14 protein-coding genes are annotated in these 17562 nt (G+C 43.1%); 1 reads left to right on the forward strand and 13 read right to left on the reverse strand.

The features are described 5' to 3' along the window. Positions 1-23 precede the first annotated feature (23 nt). The 4 genes from GKG41_RS01415 to GKG41_RS01425 form a co-directional block, all read right to left on the reverse strand. Positions 24-215 (reverse strand): hypothetical protein, encoded by a 192-nt coding sequence (locus GKG41_RS01415; RefSeq protein WP_154256501.1) that lies wholly within the window; start codon positions 213-215, stop codon positions 24-26. Beyond that, positions 176-337, reverse strand: a complete 162-nt coding sequence (locus tag GKG41_RS23065; RefSeq protein ID WP_226902965.1) for a hypothetical protein — start codon at positions 335-337, stop codon at positions 176-178. Before GKG41_RS23065 ends, GKG41_RS01415 begins: the two co-directional genes overlap by 40 nt. A gap of 397 nt (positions 338-734) precedes the next feature. Next, positions 735-2582 (reverse strand): phosphocholine cytidylyltransferase/choline kinase family protein, encoded by a 1848-nt coding sequence (locus GKG41_RS01420; protein WP_154256503.1) that lies wholly within the window; start codon positions 2580-2582, stop codon positions 735-737. Between the two features lie 108 nt (positions 2583-2690). Further along, entirely contained in the window at positions 2691-5003 is a 2313-nt protein-coding gene (locus GKG41_RS01425; protein ID WP_154256505.1) for a L,D-transpeptidase family protein, read from the reverse strand. Between the two features lie 344 nt (positions 5004-5347). On the opposite strand from GKG41_RS01425, the gene GKG41_RS01430 reads away from it, so the two are divergent. Beyond that, a complete protein-coding gene (locus GKG41_RS01430) occupies positions 5348-6151 on the forward strand; it encodes an NTP transferase domain-containing protein (protein ID WP_173015486.1) in 804 nt (267 codons plus the stop codon). An 85-nt stretch (positions 6152-6236) separates the two neighbouring features. Here GKG41_RS01430 and GKG41_RS01435 read toward each other — a convergent pair whose 3' ends face one another. From GKG41_RS01435 to uvrA, 9 genes are all read right to left on the reverse strand, one after another. After that, on the reverse strand, positions 6237-6500 hold the full coding sequence (locus GKG41_RS01435; RefSeq protein ID WP_072853720.1) for an HPr family phosphocarrier protein: 264 nt from the start codon (positions 6498-6500) through the stop codon (positions 6237-6239). A gap of 13 nt (positions 6501-6513) precedes the next feature. After that, positions 6514-7806, reverse strand: a complete 1293-nt coding sequence (locus GKG41_RS01440) for a CdaR family protein (RefSeq protein WP_154256509.1) — start codon at positions 7804-7806, stop codon at positions 6514-6516. Further along, on the reverse strand, positions 7784-8668 hold the full coding sequence (cdaA, locus tag GKG41_RS01445; protein ID WP_072853724.1) for a diadenylate cyclase CdaA: 885 nt from the start codon (positions 8666-8668) through the stop codon (positions 7784-7786). The genes GKG41_RS01440 and cdaA overlap by 23 nt, the downstream gene beginning before the upstream one ends. Positions 8669-8704: 36 nt before the next feature. Continuing rightward, complete coding sequence (locus GKG41_RS01450; protein ID WP_154256511.1) at positions 8705-9754, reverse strand: hypothetical protein; 1050 nt, start codon at positions 9752-9754, stop codon at positions 8705-8707. After that, positions 9751-10185, reverse strand: coding sequence for a hypothetical protein (locus GKG41_RS01455; RefSeq protein ID WP_154256513.1), 435 nt, complete (start codon positions 10183-10185; stop codon positions 9751-9753). The genes GKG41_RS01450 and GKG41_RS01455 overlap by 4 nt, the downstream gene beginning before the upstream one ends. Positions 10186-10293: 108 nt before the next feature. Continuing rightward, positions 10294-11034, reverse strand: a complete 741-nt coding sequence (locus GKG41_RS01460; protein ID WP_154256515.1) for a ComF family protein — start codon at positions 11032-11034, stop codon at positions 10294-10296. Next, positions 11031-13283 (reverse strand): ATP-dependent RecD-like DNA helicase, encoded by a 2253-nt coding sequence (locus tag GKG41_RS01465; RefSeq protein WP_154256517.1) that lies wholly within the window; start codon positions 13281-13283, stop codon positions 11031-11033. Before GKG41_RS01465 ends, GKG41_RS01460 begins: the two co-directional genes overlap by 4 nt. 19 nt (positions 13284-13302) lie before the next feature. Further along, the gene (gene mreB, locus GKG41_RS01470; protein WP_072853733.1) at positions 13303-14298 is read right to left on the reverse strand and encodes a rod shape-determining protein MreB; all 996 of its coding nucleotides are present in this window, start codon (positions 14296-14298) and stop codon (positions 13303-13305) included. A gap of 130 nt (positions 14299-14428) precedes the next feature. Continuing rightward, on the reverse strand, positions 14429-17269 hold the full coding sequence (gene uvrA / locus GKG41_RS01475) for an excinuclease ABC subunit UvrA (protein WP_154256519.1): 2841 nt from the start codon (positions 17267-17269) through the stop codon (positions 14429-14431). Between the last annotated feature and the right edge of the window lie 293 nt (positions 17270-17562).

Below are 17562 nucleotides of genomic sequence, written 5' to 3' on the forward strand. Positions count from 1 at the left end.
AGTAGAGAAATGTTTCATCATTCCTATTTTGTGGTTAGTTTGACTTTCCAGCCCCCACCATTCTTTAAAAATGTGAATCCAAGGTATTCACACCTTGTCAGTCTGACTACTTTGGTTTTTGATGCATTCACTTTTAAAAACAGTTTTCTTTCTATCCAATTTGTTATGGATTTTATTACTCTGTTGACTGCCATTTCACTTTTTGTGAACACCATTGTATCATCAGTATATCAACCGTCACATCGTCTCCCCTGCCTGCCCCTTTATTGGCGCAGACTCTCTTGTAAGCAGCGTTTAGGTTGTCTTTAGATAGTATCTTTTCCAACGGTTCTGACATTGTTTTGTGTGCTTTCTCCTTTCCATTTTCATGGATTCGCCCTAGGTAGCGCAGTATCCGCCCATTTCCGTTTCGCCCTTCCTGCTCGTCTACTTGCCCGATTTACGCACATGGGTTACGGTTGCCTTTTGGACTTCGCTGTCTTGGGCCAGCTTAACCGCCATGTGTGCCTTATATCAGATTTCTGTTCGTCAGGCTACGTTTACGCTATCCCTTCTTCTCGCCCACACCTCACGGCGTAAACCTTGGGAGTCGCTTTGGGGTTCGTCGGCAACTTCGCCCCTTGTGGACTTTCACCACAGACTGACGGCATGCCCGTCATACCCATAAAAAGGCCGCAGCCTGACTGCTGCAGCCCTCTTGTTCCATGAGAATTCTCTGTTTTGCTTCCTACTCCTTAATATGTTAAAACATACTGCTTTTTCTTCTGTATCGCCCGTTTCATCCGGTCTATGCCATAGGAGCCGAAATCCTCTCCCCGGGCCTCCTTTAATATAGTCCAGGCACTCCACAATACATCCTGACATATTTTAAAAATAGCGATCTTTTCCTTTGAAATTTCATCCGGCTGTTTTTGGAAATAATGCTCCAGAAAGAGCTCCTCTTCCAGTGGTTTAAAATCACACTCCGCCAAGTGGGCTGCCAAATCCCACATAGGGTCATTATATCCAGCGTATTCCCAGTCAATAAGGTACATTTTCCCATTTTTATCCTTAATAAAGTTTTCTGCTACCAAATCGTTATGGCAGGGTTTCAGCACTGTACCAAGTTTTTCCAGCCGCTCCAAAAGTTCATAGAAAAATTTATCCACAGCCTCAAACCCATCATAATAGACTCCGTTTGCTTCATGGATTTGTTTCTTATATTTTTCATATTCTTCTTTCACACTAAAAGTGCCATACATCTTTATATGTGATTCATGAAGTTCTCTCAGAATAGCCGTAGTTTTCTTCATATTCATCTCTAATCGTGCCGTCTTTCCATTTAGCGTTTCTGCCTGTGGGATGCATTCTGTAATCTTAATTCCAGTTTCCACATTACAGTACACCGTAGGAGGATTAATTCCCAGAGCTGATGCTAAGGCCGCATTATGCTGCTCACTCTTTCTGTCAATCATTACATCTGTCCCAGCACCAGGCATTCGCAGAATATAACGTTTGCCCTGCACTTTCACAAAAAAGTTGGTATTGGTCATACCTCCGCCTATGCTGCATTCCTCTATATCCTCATCCTTTACAGACATACACACTTTTAATGTTTCTCTGGCATGGTTTTCTTTTCGAAGCCTTTCTCTCTTTTTAATTCTGGGGTACACTAATTTCTCTGCCTTACGGTAAAGCTGGTCGTTTTCGATTACAGTCCATGCCATATCATCAGCCATCACCCCTGTAATCTGATAAATGCGGCCAATATTCTCAAGAACATATTCATAGTTCAGCAAAGGGTTCTGATTATCCTTGAAGTACTCCAGCATCTTTTCAAATAAAGCATACGATATCTTACTGACGCCTACCAACTCGGCATCAATATGATTCATCTGCTTGATATCTTTTGAGATTCTAAATATCGTATTGTCCGGATTTAGTTCTACATACGCCTCATCATTAGAATCGCTGGGATTTGTAAGAAGAACACAATTTCTGTCAGGACATTCCAGTAATTTGGAGATAGCAGTCTCCTCAAATATCTGATTGGCATCTACCAAAAGAAAATCCTCTTTTATGAATTCTTTCACCGTACTCAGTGATGCCATAGTTCCGGTCCATTTATACCTGTCGTTTACTACCAAATGGACATTCCTGCGGTTTTTAAAGTAATTTCTATACTCATCTTTCTGATATCCAGCAACAATATAATAATTCTCTATTCCATGCAGAGACAGATTTCTCATGATCAGTTCAATAACTGGCAGTCCGTCAATGGTGAGAAGTCCGATTGGCTTTGTAAAGCACAGATTTATACCAGCGGCTAAAATTACAGCAGTTTTTACAGGAGTTCCTTTTTCGCCAGAGTCTAATTTCAGCTTTTCTATCTGCTTATTTTCAAGACTGTCCTCAAGAAACCTTCTTCCTTTTTCCGTAAGACCATAAACTTTATCCTTTTCGATCAAATACTCTTCCCGGACTAATTCCTTTAAAGAGGCATTAATATTACCAACCGACATGCTGCAAGCTTTGGCTAAAGCTCTTTGAGTTAGATAACCTAATTTATTAATATGATAAAGAATACTATAATATTTGTTCAAAATAAGCCTCCTTTGTCAATAGTTCATTGTTTGAACTATTGTGATTATATCTAATGAACAGAACTTTGTCAATAAAAAAGACAGCCTATAGCTGTCTTTTTTATCGTATTAGATTGCCGGATCAGTAGGATCCCAATTCTGTGAACCTGGTATTTTTTGTGCTACAGGTTTGTCAAAAGGTCCTGGTGAACTGGAGTCATAAATTTGTACCTTCATCTTTAATGGACAATTATCATAAATCCATTTTGCATCTCTGACCGTCATACGTACACAGCCGTGAGACGCTGGTGATCCTAATCTGTTATACTCTGCTGCCGGCAGGTTATAGCTTGTTGTATTATATCCAGCAACTGAATGGAAGAGAATTCCCCCTACAATTCTTGTACAGTATTGTCCGTAAGACGGACCCATAAGGGTTCCCCAACGCATCTTTTGGCTCGTATAGAAAGTTCCTGTAGGGGTAGGAGTTGCAGACAATCCAACAGAACACACAAACGAAACTACTGGTATGGTATATCCTGCACCTCCATCTTGTGCATAGATTGTAATACAGCATTTCTGCCTGTTAACTTTTGCCATATAAGGGCCTTTTACCATACTGCGGACATCCTGAACCATAGCTCCGCTATTATTAAAATAAAACTTATAACTTCCAACATAGTTCCAGCCTGTCAACATATAGCCTGCAGCATCCATATAATACCATTTTTTATTATCTCGAACCCATGCATCTTTAATCAAGGTTCCATCTGGCCTTCTAAACTGCCATCTGTTGCCGTTATATACCCAGCTTCCCTGTGTTTGATATGTCGAATTAACAGTTCCATATCCTGTTACCTTTTTCCCATTCTCATCGACGAAATAGCTGCCAATCCAGCGATTTGTGGCCATAACACCATTACCATCCACATAATATTCACCCACCCAAGTGTTTGCAGCCATTGCACCATTACTATAAAGATAATACCAGACGCTACCTGGTTTAATCCAACCGGTCTTCATAGCACCACTACTGTCCATATAATACCATTTACCACCAACTATCTGCCAACCAGTTTTCATTACTCCTTTATTGTCCATGTAATACCATTTACTGCGTATAAACTGCCAACCGGTTTTCATGGCTCCACTATTATCCATATAGTACCAGTCACCATCAATTTTCTGCCAGTCAGTCATCATGGCTCCACTATTATTCATGTAATACCATTTTCGCCCAATCCACTGCCAACCAGTCTTCATGGCTCCACTGCCATCAAAATAATACCATTTTCCTCCGATAAGCTGCCAATTTGTCTTCATGGCTCCGCTATTGTCTAGGTAGTACCATGTATTTCCCAACAGAAGCCAGTTAGTAAGCATTTTTCCCTCGTCATCCATATAATACCACTTACCACTAACATATACCCATCCTGTCGCTTTTGCTCCACTGCTCTTTAAATAGTACCATGTTCCCGATTCAATATACCATCCTGTTCTCATGTATCCCTCCTTATCGAAGGCATACATTACTCCATCTATTTCAATCCATTCGTCAGCAGGAAAACCGCCATCTTCATACCGATACCACCATCCTCTAGAATTCTTTATCCATTTAGGTTTATCGGGCACATATTCCTTAATAACCTTCCCCGTCTCATCCGTTATGTACTTAACACCATCAATCAGCTCGCCTTCCGGCTTCGTCTGTATAGGTGTACCATCTTCATCTAAGTAATACTTATCTTCGCCAATCGTCTGAATCCCGAAGCGTTTTTCTAAGATACCATCCTTATTAAAATATAGCTTCTTTCCTTCGATCTCTTTCCAGGCATCTGTGGCAAGAGTAAAGTCATCATTCACAAATACGTTTTTCAGTGTTGCCGGACCGGTTCCATCATCATAGGAAATCTCCGTCTGAAAACCAACTTTTCCAGTCTCCTGTTTTCCATCCGCTCCAAAGTAGCAGTAAATTGCTTTTTCATCTGCGTTCTGTGTCTTAACCCAGGTATTGCAGGCAATTTTACCGTCCGGTGTTACAAAGTAATATACCGGTTTTGAAACCTCTCCCTCTTTCTCAAAGCCGATTGCTACATATCCCTGAAATTCTGCGGGCAGTTCAGGAAGCTTCTCGCCGGATGGCTGACCCTCCTGATACTCATAAACATTCCACTGATCAAGCACGTCAGGTTTGTCGCTGTCACTTGCCTCCAGTTTAAACAAATACTTAGGAGCCGCTTTGTCTCCCTCTTTCACTGCCCATATCCATCCGCTGTCTGCCTGATTCCATCCCTCGGCATACGATACAGTTTTGTAATTGTCACTCTGCTGTGTACCCAGTTCTGTAGGTACATCTCCTGCAGTTGCTCCCACCGGTACCGGGGGTACTAACATCGTTGCACTCAGCAATAACGCCAGCAGCCGCATTCTTCTTTTCTTCATTTATACGTCCTCCTCATGCAATAATTCTATTAACACCGCTGATAAAAATCGGGTACTTTTTATCCTGCAGCCTATAGTATAAGGGAATACTATATTAATAGATATATATAATTTACCACTTTTTTCTTCAAAATACAACCAATTCACTCCAAGAAACAGTCTTGCAGTTATTAAGTTTTCATTAAGCAATGTAACAAAAAAGCCTTATTTTATCAAGGTTTTTTAGAACCGCTAAATGTTCAATTTTTGAATTTATTACTTGACAAGCGCAGCGGTTTCCTCTACAATGCATGGTGATAATCCGTTCTAAATTTACAATAATACAGATACAGGAGGAAGTTCTCTTGACAAAAGAAACGTTTAATGAATTATATAGAAAAAAGGAGTTTTCCGGGCTGGCCCCTTACAAAGTTGAAAATGCTGTCATAATGGCCGCAGGGTTTTCATCCAGATTTGCCCCACTATCTGAAGTCTGCCCCAAAGCATTATTTCCAGTTAAGGGAGAGGTATTAATTGAGCGGCAGATACGGCAGCTTCGGGACGCTGGAATACAAGATATCTATGTTGTTGTGGGGCACAAGAAAGAGTTATTCTATTATTTGAAAGAAAAATTCGGCGTATTTATTGTGGAAAATAAGGAATATCAGTCTCGTAATAATAATTCTACACTTTATGCTGTCAGAGATTATCTGGGAAGCAGTTATATCTGCTCTTCTGATAATTACTTTACCGAGAATGTCTTTCATCCGTACGAGTACCAGCCCTATTACTCATGTCTCTATGCAGAGGGGGAGACTTCAGAGTACTGCCTGACTGCAGATGAAAATAACAGAATTATCCATGTAACAGTAGGTGGGACTGATTCCTGGTATATGTTTGGTCATGTGTATGTAAACCAAGAATTCTCGAGAAAATATATCTCCTATTTAACAGAGGAATACGATCTGCCGGAGATACGCCAGGCTTATTGGGAGGAAATCTATATGAGGCATTTAGATTCCCTTACATTGTATCAGAAACCTTTTCAGCCCGGTACCATCCAGGAGTTTGATTCCCTGGAAGATCTGAGAGCTTTTGATTCCTTCTATGGCACCCATTCCCAGGAGGAACTTCTTCTATTTTTATCCAACAGCCTATTAAGAACCTAAAGCAAATTCTAAACACAAAAAAAGTACGGGCTGGAGAATTAGTCAAGATGACTAATTCTCCAGCCCGTACTTTTTCATAATGCCTCTATTCTCCCAGACCGCCCTCTATGGCATCTACGAGTGTTTTCAAAGCTTCTTCCTCATCTTCTCCCTCGCAAACCAGTTCTATCTCATCCCCGCACTTTACACATGCTCCCAGAACGCTGAGGACACTTTTTGCATTGGCTGTGCTGTTCCGGAAACTGAACGTGATTAAGGATTTGAATTTCATTGCTTCCTTGCAAAGGATGCCAGCCGGTCTCAAATGTAATCCTGTTGGGTTTTTAATCGTTACCTTTTGACTTAACATATGCATTTCTCCCCTATCCGTCTGATTTTTCAGCTGCTGTTTTAACAAGCTGTAGTTTAACCGTTATCTCATCTACTACCTGATACTGACTAGGAACCTGAATTGTCAGTGGCACTTCGTACTCTCCGGGTGAATAACCGCTCAGATCCAAGGTAGCCGCAATGCTTGATTCGCTGAAATTAGCCAAATCCTTCTTTCTTCCCTTCAGCCGGATAGTAACCTTCTCACTGTCAAATACCACATCCATATCTCCAGGTTTTATCACCTGGATGCTGGTAGTCGGAATACTGAATTCCTGACTGCCCAGCGGCAGTATCTTCACTTTCAGCAATATTATTTTATTTTCATTGGTTGCCAGAATAATATCTTCCGGCAACAGTTTGCTGATATCAACCTTTACCTCAAAGTCAGCAGACTCTCCGTCCAGCTGCACTTCATCCGCAGGAATCTTAAGTACATTGCCATTATCGGCAAATTCCTGAAGTGCCTCCTCTGTACCAGCAATAGTGATTGTCTCTGGAACTGATTCAATGACATCGACCTGGTATCCTGAGGCAGGCTTTCCGCTGTAATCAGCCTCTATGGCTATATTGCTTTTGGTCTTCCACAGCTCTACAGCAACATTTACCGTTGAAGATTGGTCGTCTGCAAATTTAAGACTCTTTACATCGCTCTCAGACATTTCATCCTGGTTTTTGTCTATGATTTTAATCGTTGACGGTATAATGGTATCTTCATTCAATCCCTCCACGCTGATAGGAGCCACTACCTTGTCTATCTTTCCCATAACAGATGCCGGACCTTTGATGGTGATCTTGTCGGGATCACTGGTCATACGCCCAAGCTCATATCCCTTCCCGGGCTTGCTGCTGCCTGCATCCGGTGTTACAATAAAATCCATACTTTTAATCTGGTCAATCTCTATCTCTATGTTCTGAGGTCTGGCCTGAATATGGTCCTCTGTGATTCCAGGGCAGGATACGGTTATAGGAACCATAATGGGATCGGAATCCATATCTACAATCTGCTGCAGATCTGCAACCGCGGTAATATCCTTTGCTTCCAGCCTGTCAACCACTGATCGCTTACCGGTTACAGAGACACTGATATTTCTCTTCGCCTCGTCCACCAGCGGCATCTTCCCCATACTCTCAATATAGGTTGAATTTGTAATCTCCACAGATACATTGGAAATGGTCTGTGTCATCACCGGATCCTCAATATTTACAACCAAAAGCCATACAAACACAGCAATGAATACGGATATAATTTTCAAGGTGAATTTATTCATCAGACTTTTCTTCATGCTTCACCCTTCCTTTCCATATCCTGAACTTGGAAGTATCAGTTTTTACTTTTTTCTGTACCTTCTCCAATACCTCCCTTAATTCGTCTGGCGTCAAGCCTACCTTCAGACTTCCGCTCATGGCAACAGAAACCCGGCCGGTCTCCTCAGATACAATGATGGTGAGCGAATCTGTCACCTCACTGATCCCCACACCAGCTCTGTGGCGGGTTCCCAGATCCTTACTGAGATTCATGTTATCCGATAGAGGCAGATAACAGGTAGCAGCCACAATCCGGTCACCTCTCACTATGATGGCCCCGTCATGAAGAGGGGTATTATGTTCAAAAATATTCAGCAGCAATTGGCTGGTCAATAAAGAGTCCAGCATAATTCCCGTCTTTGCATACTCATTGAGCAAAATATCCTGCTCAATTACAATCAGAGCACCAGTCTTAACTTCTCCCATATCAAAGCATGCCCGGATAATTTCATTAATCGTCTTGTTGGAAAACCTTCCTTCTTCCTCTTTATTGGCATCGAAGGGAAGGATTGTGGAGACAATGTTTTTATGTCCCAATTCTTCCAATGCTTTACGCAATTCCGGCTGAAAAATAATCAGAATCGCTGTAATAGCAAAACCAACACTGTTCTTGGCAATCCAAAGGATTGTCTGCATGTCAAATAAATAAGCAATAAAAATAAATGCCAGTACAACCAGCATACCTTTTAACAGATTATACGCTCTGGTATTTTTGACCCACAGCATAAATTCATATACAAGAACAGAGATGATTAAGATTTCAACTATATCTATCACATGGATCTTGGGGAGTGAAAGGTTAACCAGATAGCTCTTAATTAGATTTATAATATTTTCCATACCTTCACTCCTTTCTGCCAGTCCCGAAGTTTTGTCTTACAAATCTTTTAAAGAATCCTCCAGCTTTTCTTCAAAATCAAATTCTGAAAAATCAACTTTCTCCAGTGGAATATCCTCCTCTTCATCCGGCTCCCGGGAAGCATTTCTCCGCTCAGGCCTTTCCTCCGGCTCTACCTGGATCTTCTTAATGCTTCTTTTGGATTGTGTTACCAGAGATTTCGGAACCGCCTTTACATAGTATACATATTCGTCGTCTTCAAACTGGAGATTCTCGCTTCTGGAGTAGTCCACTCCCAAGACAAAAAACTCCAATATCAAGCCAAGGATACAAGATCCCACGGCTGAAATGATAACAGCAGCCATTTCATTAGTCACATCCAGGAAAAGGCCCCCGGCCACCATTGTCACAATATAAATAACAGCACCTACAACGATAGCAATTCTCCAGGAATAGTCCACTGCCATCTTACGGATAACATATACTAGTATTATAACCGCTGTAAAAGCAAGCACGGTCAGCCACATATTCTGGTTTTTCACTAAACCGTCCAGCAGAAACTTCAGCTTCTGCATAATATCTGTCTCGCCTTTCAGTACAGATGCTTTCTCTTTTACCAAATTCATAAAGTAGTAGATAATCACACCACAGTCTGCAGAAATAGCAGACGCAGGCCCACGGAGCAGACCGCAGCCAATGGGGACAATGGCCGGTACCCTGAGTCCGAATGCTACAGGTGTCAGGATCAAAGCCAAATTATCCTTAGAAGAAAAGCGAAGAAATAATATCATCAGCAATATAATAAGAAGAAGCGCAAATCCAGCCACTTCGACCCCTACAGCATAGCAGTGGGCAACAATGAGGGCCAGGCCTAAAATTACCATCAAGTTCAGGGGAAGCACTGAACACAGGATCGACAAAATTAATACGACAAAGATATTGTCCAGCTTATGCATAAATCCCAGGGAAGCATTTATTCCCCTGAAGGTAATAATCGCCAATAAAAACTTTAAGACAGGAAGAATAAAGGTATCATGCTCACCGTAAAAATTCTTCATCTTTTGTTTCAGTTCCAGTAAAGCTGTCATGCTCTCTTCCTCCTGACAGTATTCTTCTTGAAATTTTTCTTCTCTTCCCTATCGTACATTTTCTTAAGCTTATTCAGATCTATGTAATACTGCTGAATACTCTTCTTTGCCCTGCTGTACTTCACAGAGGTATAAATATACGTTACAACGGAATAGAAAACCAGTAATACCACGTATCCTGCGATAACAGCAATGACAGTGGTAACTACATTCAGCTTATGGGCATTATTCAGAAGATATTCTGCATTATAACCCGCAATAACAGCCAGGATCATACAGTACCCAATAGATACCAGAAAAAAATTCTTAATCAATGCCAGCCCAATAAAATCACTGCGGTAGTATTTACTGATAGGCAGATATGTCTTCCCCTCGCCGGCTTCATAAGAAGCAAGCTTAGTCATTTGTCTGATTCGCTCCAAATCTAACATAAAATACTCCTTATCAGGTACATAATTTGAAGAAGTAAGCCATCTACCCCTCCATTTACTCATACGTACTTTATTATAGCATATATCTTTTTCTAAGAAAAGGACTTTTTAGGGCCCCTTTCCCCCACAAATTGTCATAAAATAAACTTTTTTTACACCATTTTTCTTTAATATTTTACTCATATTGTCTATTGTGCTTCCTGTTGTGTAAATATCATCTACGATGAGAACTTTCTTCCAGGGAAGCCGGCTATCACACAGATACAACGGATTAATCTTAAATGCTTTTCCCAGATTTTTCCTTCTCTCTGCGGGGTCCAGCTTTTTCTGCGGAGCAGTTTCCAGTATCCTGAGAACTGCGTCTTTCCTCATGGGAATACCGGTGTAATGCTCCAGCCATGTTCCCACTTCCTCCGCCTGATTATATCCCCTCTTTTTCCTTCTATTTTTATGTACCGGCACCGGAAGGATTACATCTGGATTCCATAATTTCAGCTGCCTGCCCTGATAATGCACCATTGCCCATGCATAATAATGGGCGTATTCACGCCTTCCGTGATATTTAAATTTGAGGATTGATTCTTTCATAATTGTTTCGTAGGAAAAAATACCAAGACCTTGGTCAAAGTGATGTGTTTTTTGAGTACAGTCAAGACAGAATTCCGACTGCTCATTCATAAGTTTTTTACCACAGCTTTTGCAGCGCGGCTCTTCAATAGGCGTCACAGCCTGCCGGCACCCGGTGCATAAAAGACTTCCTTTCGGCATTACAATATCATGGCAGATCGGACAGCGGCGGGGATACAGGCAATCCACCGCTGCCCTTGCATATTTTTTAATCTGTATCACCAGCCTCCCCTTTCTGCTTCCTGTATGCGAAGATCCAGTGTAGTGTATCTGCTCTGTTCCATCTCATTATCTATCATTTCTTCAAATGTTCTCTCATCACCAACCAGGGTGACGCACTTTCTGGCACGAGTTACAGCGGTATAGAGCAAGTTCCTTGTCATCAGCATCTTTGGCCCTCCTAACAGAGGGATAATAACTGCCGGGTACTCACTTCCCTGGGATTTGTGAATGGTAACGGCATAGGCCAGCTCCAGTTCATCCAACTGGGAAAATGCATATTCCACATACCTGCATTCGTCATATTCCACAGTGAGCGTTTCCCCAAAGGAATTAATTTCTTTAACGATACCCATATCACCGTTAAATACTCCCTCTCCCCGTTCTGCAGCAATCCCGTATCTTCCCCGTATTTCCCAGGGCAGCTGGTAATTGTTTTTAATCTGCATGACCTTGTCCCCTTCCCGGAAAAGTCCCTGACCTTGCTCTCTTTCCTTTTTTTCGGGAGCAGGAGGATTCAGATACTGCTGCAAAATCTGATTCAGACGTTCCACACCCAAAAGTCCCTTCCTCATAGGAGACAAAACCTGGATATCCAAAGGATCTGCATCTACAAACTTTGGCAGCTTCTTTTGTATCAGCGTTATAATAACACTGATTATAATATTTGCATCATACCTTTTCAGGAAGAAAAAGTCCATGCTTTTATTGTCCAGCAGAACTCTCTCCCCCCGGTTAATCTTATGGGCATTCACCACAATATCGCTCTGGGTTGCCTGCCGAAAAATTTTAGTCAGCTCGACCACATGAAAGTTTTCGGATGCAATAATATCCTTCAGTACACTGCCGGGTCCTACACTGGGCAGCTGATTAACGTCCCCCACAAGAACAAGCCGGGTCCCAACTGTCACCGCAGACAAAAGTGCATGCATCAGATGAATATCAACCATAGACATCTCATCGATAATGATCACATCTGCATCCAGAGGATTCTCCTCATTCCGTTCAAAATGTGCCCCTGCGGAGGAATCTTCCGGGACTCCGGTTAGTTCCAGAAGTCTATGTATGGTCCGTGCTTCATATCCGGTTGCCTCCGTCATTCGTTTTGCAGCACGTCCTGTGGGAGCCGCCAGGAATATATCTTGTCCTTCTCCCTCAAAATATCTGATGATAGCATTTATAGTAGTTGTTTTACCTGTTCCGGGGCCGCCTGTGATAACTAGTACCCCCCATCGAACTGCCTCTTTTACTGCCTCCCTCTGCCGCTCATCCAAGATCACGTCGTGGTTAGCCTCTATCCTCCGCAGCTGCTTTTCCAGCAGCGTCTCATCTACATCCTCCTGGATGTTCAATTCTCGAAGCATCTGAGCGGTATGGAGTTCCAGATGGTAAAACTGACTGGCATAGACCACAGGAAGTGGAACCTCTGATTTTTCATCTGTTATCTCTTTTACAACCACCTTTCGATCCACCGCCAAATCCATCACATGCTTTTCCATATATGCTGCCTCCACTCCCAGAAGCTGAGAAGTACGGCGCAGCAGCACCTCTTTAGGCAGATAGGTATGGCCGTCAAAAGTTCCCTGCAGCAGTATATACAGCAGCCCGCTTCGTATCCGGTAATCAGAGTCTGTATGAATTCCGATCCTTCCGGCAATCTCATCTGCCATCTTAAATCCCACCCCGGAGATATCCTCTGCCATACGGTACGGATTCTCTTTCAGAACCCCATATAGCTGTGGGCCATACTGCTGATAAATTTTAACGCCTAAAGAAAGAGAGATGCCGTACTGCTGGAGAAAAATCATAGCTTTGCGCATATCAGCCTTCTCCTCCATCTGCTCTGCTATCTCCCGTGCTTTTCTTGGACTAATTCCCTTTATCTCCGCCAGGCGTTCCGGCTCCTCCTCTGCAATTCTGAGAGTATCATCCCCGAATCTTCTCACAATTCTGGATGCAAGCGCTGCTCCGATGCCCTTTATGGCACCTGAACCCAGATAGCGCTCCATGGCCGCCGCATCCTGGGGTATCACAGTTTCAAAAGAGGTAATTGTGAACTGCGCTCCATAAGAGGGATGCTCCGTGAAACGCCCCTCCGCCTTGATGGTTTCTCCCTCCCCAATATACTGGAAATTACCTACACAGGTAACCTCTTCTCCTCCGGAGACTAAACACATGACTGTATATCCATTTTCCTCATTTCTGAAAATAATATGGTCAATATAACCTTCTATGGTCTCTTCTACACTCAATTGCCTTATTCCTCTTTTTCTAAAGTGTCTTATCCATCTTGCTCATCAGCTCCATGTATTCCCCGGTACCAATGGCAACAGCCAGTGTAGGCTCCTCAGCCACCACCGTATTTATTCCGGTTTCTTCCTCAATTAACTGTTCCAGACCTCCCAGCAGCGCCCCGCCGCCAGTAAGAACAATCCCTCTGTCGGCCACATCTGCCGCCAACTCCGGAGGAGTCTTCTCCAGCACACTGTGAATCGTCTCCATAATCTGGCTGGTGGCATCTTTTAATGCCTCCCGTATCTCTTCCGAGGTAAGTGCCACTGTTTTCGGAAGTCCGGTAATAGTATTTCGTCCTTTGATCTCCATGACTTTTGGCTGAGGCATAGGATATACGCTTCCTATCTTTACTTTTACATCCTCCGCTGTAGGCTCACCAATCATCAGGTTATGTTTCTTTCTCACATAACGCATAATGGCATCGTCAAAATTATCTCCTGCTACTTTAATAGACGTTGCCACAACAGTACCCCCAAGGGAGATTACTGCCACGTCTGTGGTACCTCCTCCAATATCTACTATCATGTTCCCAAAGGGTCTGGTAATGTCAATCCCTGCACCGATGGCTGCAGCAATTGGCTCTTCGATAATAGCCACCTCTCTGGCACCTGCCTGATAAGTAGCCTCCTCCACTGCCTTTTTCTCCACAGCTGTGACGCCGCTTGGGACGCAGATACTAATTCTCGGCTTTCTGAATGCTTTTCTTCCCATGGCTTTGGAAATAAAATACTTCAGCATCTTCTCTGTTACTTCAAAATCAGAGATAACTCCCTGACGAAGGGGGCGGACTGCAACGATGTTCCCGGGAGTTCTCCCAATCATCATCCGGGCTTCTTCCCCAACTGCCCTGATTTTATTCGTATCTTTATCATATGCTACGACGGATGGTTCCTTCAGCACAATCCCTTTTCCTTTTGCATACACCAGAATACTGGCTGTTCCCAGATCAATTCCAATATCTGTTGATGTCATATGATACCCCTTTCTATAACTCCTCTGCTCAGACTTTTTGTCCTTTGTGAAGACAGACCAGACTGATGGTCACCAGCCTGGTCATCTATGATTTATTATATCCAACTTGTCCTGAAAAGAAAAGGGCTAATTACTGCAAATATTTTGCCACATATTGTCCTGTATAAGATGCCGGGTTCCGGGCTACTTCTTCGGGAGTTCCCTGGGTAATAATAGTTCCCCCTTTGTCTCCTCCTTCCGGACCGATGTCTATGATATAATCCGCCGTCTTAATCACATCCAGATTATGTTCTATCACAATCACCGTGTTGCCACCCTCCGACAGACGTTTCAATATGTCAATTAGCTTATGAACATCTGCGAAATGCAGACCTGTCGTAGGCTCATCCAAAATATAGATGGTCTTTCCTGTACTTCTCTTACTCAGCTCTGTGGCCAGTTTTATTCGCTGGGCTTCACCTCCCGATAAGGTGGTCGAAGGCTGTCCCAGACGAATATAGGATAGTCCCACATCATACAGTGTTTCAATCTTTCTTCTGATAGAAGGCAGATGTTCAAAAAACTTCATAGCCTCTTCTACTGTCATATCCAGTACGTCGTAAATACTTTTCCCTTTGTATTTTACCTCCAAAGTCTCTCTGTTATACCTTTTTCCCTGACATACTTCACAGGGAACGTAGACATCCGGCAAAAAATGCATTTCAATTTTTATAATGCCGTCTCCGCTGCATGCCTCACATCGGCCGCCCTTAACATTAAAACTGAACCTTCCCTTTTTATACCCCCTTGCTTTGGCATCCGCCGTAGAGGCAAACAGATCGCGTATCTGGTCAAACACACCCGTATAAGTGGCAGGATTAGAACGTGGGGTTCTTCCTATGGGAGACTGATCGATATCAATGACCTTGTCCAGCTGTTCAATCCCCGTAATGTCCTTATGTCTGCCCGGAATGGTTCTTGCCCGATTCAGCTTCCTGGCCAGGGCTTTATATAGAATTTCATTGACAAGCGAGCTTTTTCCGGATCCGGATACCCCTGTTACGCAGGTCATTATCCCAAGAGGAAAACTCACGTCAATATTTTTCAGATTATTCTCAGCTGCCCCATGGATAGTGAGAAAACCTGCCGGCTGATTTCTGACCTCAGGAACAGGAATTTTTATACGGCCGCTGAGATAGGCACCTGTGACCGAATTTTTATTCTTCATAAGCTCTTTTGCCGTACCTATACCTACTAACTCACCACCATGCTCACCGGCTCCGGGTCCGATATCTACCACACAATCAGCAGCCAGCATAGTATCCTCATCGTGCTCCACCACAATCAGACTGTTTCCCAAATCCCGCAGCTGTTTCAAAGTATTCAGGAGTTTATCGTTATCCCGCTGATGCAGCCCAATGCTGGGTTCATCCAGGATATAGGCAACTCCTACCAATCCTGATCCAATCTGAGTAGCTAGACGTATCCTCTGAGCTTCCCCACCGGACAGAGTGCCGGTAGCCCGGGACAAAGATAGATACTCCAGCCCCACATCCAAAAGGAACCCTACTCTTGCCCTTATCTCCTTCAGAATCTGATTTCCTATCATCTCCTGTGTAGGCGTAAGATTAAGACCGGAAAGGTACTCATTTAAATTTGTTATAGACAGAGATGTAATCTCATAAATATTCTTATCTCCAACCGTTACTGCCAGAGCCTCTTTTTTCAGACGCTGACCCCGGCAGGTCTGACACGGAGTGATCCTCATAAAGGACTCATACTCCTGCTTTGTGTACTCTGAGCCGGTTTCCCGATACCGCCTCTCAACATTTCGAATAAGACCTTCAAAAGCTACATCGTATATACCTTCTCCTCTCTGCCCCTTATAGTACACTTTTACTTCTCTTCCATTTGTACCGTTAATAATTATGTCCTTAATATGATCCGGATACTCCTGGAACGGTGTATCCAGGCTGAACTTATATTCTTTTGCCAGGGCATCCAGTATAGCCCGGGTATAGCTTGATTTGTCTGTACAGGACTGCCATCCCATTACTGCAATTGCACCCTCCGCAATGCTTAGGCTTTTATCCGGAATCATGAGGTCAATGTCAAATTCCATCTTATATCCCAGTCCGTAACAGGAAGGACAGGCACCAAATGGATTGTTAAAAGAAAAAATCCTGGGTTCAATCTCGTCAATGCTGATCCCGCAGTCAGGACAGGCAAAGCTCTGGCTAAAATTCATGGCAGTTCCATCCATAAGATCCACCACCAGCTTTCCCTCTGCAAGCTCCAGCACACTCTCTATTGAATCTGTCAGCCTCTTTTGAATCCCATCTTTTACTACAAGTCTGTCCACTACAATTTCTATATTGTGCTTAATATTTTTATCCAGCGAGATCTCTTCAGAAAGTTCATAAAGACTGCCGTCCACCTGGACGCGCACATATCCGCTTTTTCTCGCCTGCTCGAAAAGCTTGGCATGGGTTCCTTTCCGTCCCCTGACCACAGGTGCCAAAAGCTGTATCTTTGTTCTCTCCGGAAGCTCCATAATATGGTCCACCATCTGATCTACAGTCTGCTTTTTGATCTCTTTTCCGCATTTGGGACAATGGGGAATCCCAATCCTGGCATATAAAAGCCGAAAGTAATCATAAATCTCCGTCACAGTTCCCACGGTAGATCTGGGATTCCTGTTCGTAGATTTCTGATCGATAGAAATGGCAGGAGGCAGACCTTCTATACTCTCCACATTAGGCTTTTCCATCTGCCCGAGAAACTGCCTGGCATAAGAAGACAGAGACTCCATATAACGCCTCTGCCCTTCCGCATAAATCGTATCAAACGCCAAAGAAGATTTCCCAGACCCGCTGAGCCCCGTAAGAACTACCAATTCATTCCTTGGAATATCCACGCTGAGATTTTTTAGATTATTCTCATTGGCTCCCCGTATTCTTATAAATTGTTTTCCTTTATTTCTCGCAGCCATAGTATCTCCTCATCTATTGTAATACATTATTCTTATAGTGTATCACAACCGTATCTATATTGCAAACATTTGTTCGTTTTGTTCCTTTTACTGCTTCGCTGTAATACTAACAATAGAAGTTCCTCTTGTCAATATAATGTTGGACTTTTATTGTCCAATTTATTAAATTATAGTTTTGTGTATGTAAAGTTCGAGATAAAATAGTCGGCGAGCGGAGTGTCGCAGACGGACGGTCAAGGGAGGAGGTCTTGGGGCCAGGGGTACTGTGTGGATCTGCTTGCTACTGCGTTTCT

Source organism: Lactonifactor sp. BIOML-A5, assembly GCF_009677585.1.
Lineage (GTDB): Bacteria > Bacillota > Clostridia > Lachnospirales > Lachnospiraceae > Lactonifactor.

Bases quoted from the DNA above. Each gene is read 5' to 3' on its own strand.
- GKG41_RS01435 (WP_072853720.1), bottom strand. From the start codon at position 6,500: ATGTTAAGTCAAAAGGTAACGATTAAAAACCCAACAGGATTACATTTG.
- GKG41_RS01455 (WP_154256513.1), bottom strand. From the start codon at position 10,185: ATGTTAGATTTGGAGCGAATCAGACAAATGACTAAGCTTGCTTCTTAT.
- cdaA (WP_072853724.1), bottom strand. From the start codon at position 8,668: ATGGAAAATATTATAAATCTAATTAAGAGCTATCTGGTTAACCTTTCA.
- GKG41_RS01425 (WP_154256505.1), bottom strand. From the start codon at position 5,003: ATGAAGAAAAGAAGAATGCGGCTGCTGGCGTTATTGCTGAGTGCAACG.
- GKG41_RS23065 (WP_226902965.1), bottom strand. From the start codon at position 337: ATGTCAGAACCGTTGGAAAAGATACTATCTAAAGACAACCTAAACGCT.
- uvrA (WP_154256519.1), bottom strand. From the start codon at position 17,269: ATGGCTGCGAGAAATAAAGGAAAACAATTTATAAGAATACGGGGAGCC.
- mreB (WP_072853733.1), bottom strand. From the start codon at position 14,298: ATGACATCAACAGATATTGGAATTGATCTGGGAACAGCCAGTATTCTG.
- GKG41_RS01450 (WP_154256511.1), bottom strand. From the start codon at position 9,754: ATGACAGCTTTACTGGAACTGAAACAAAAGATGAAGAATTTTTACGGT.
- GKG41_RS01440 (WP_154256509.1), bottom strand. From the start codon at position 7,806: ATGAAGAAAAGTCTGATGAATAAATTCACCTTGAAAATTATATCCGTA.
- GKG41_RS01415 (WP_154256501.1), bottom strand. From the start codon at position 215: ATGGTGTTCACAAAAAGTGAAATGGCAGTCAACAGAGTAATAAAATCC.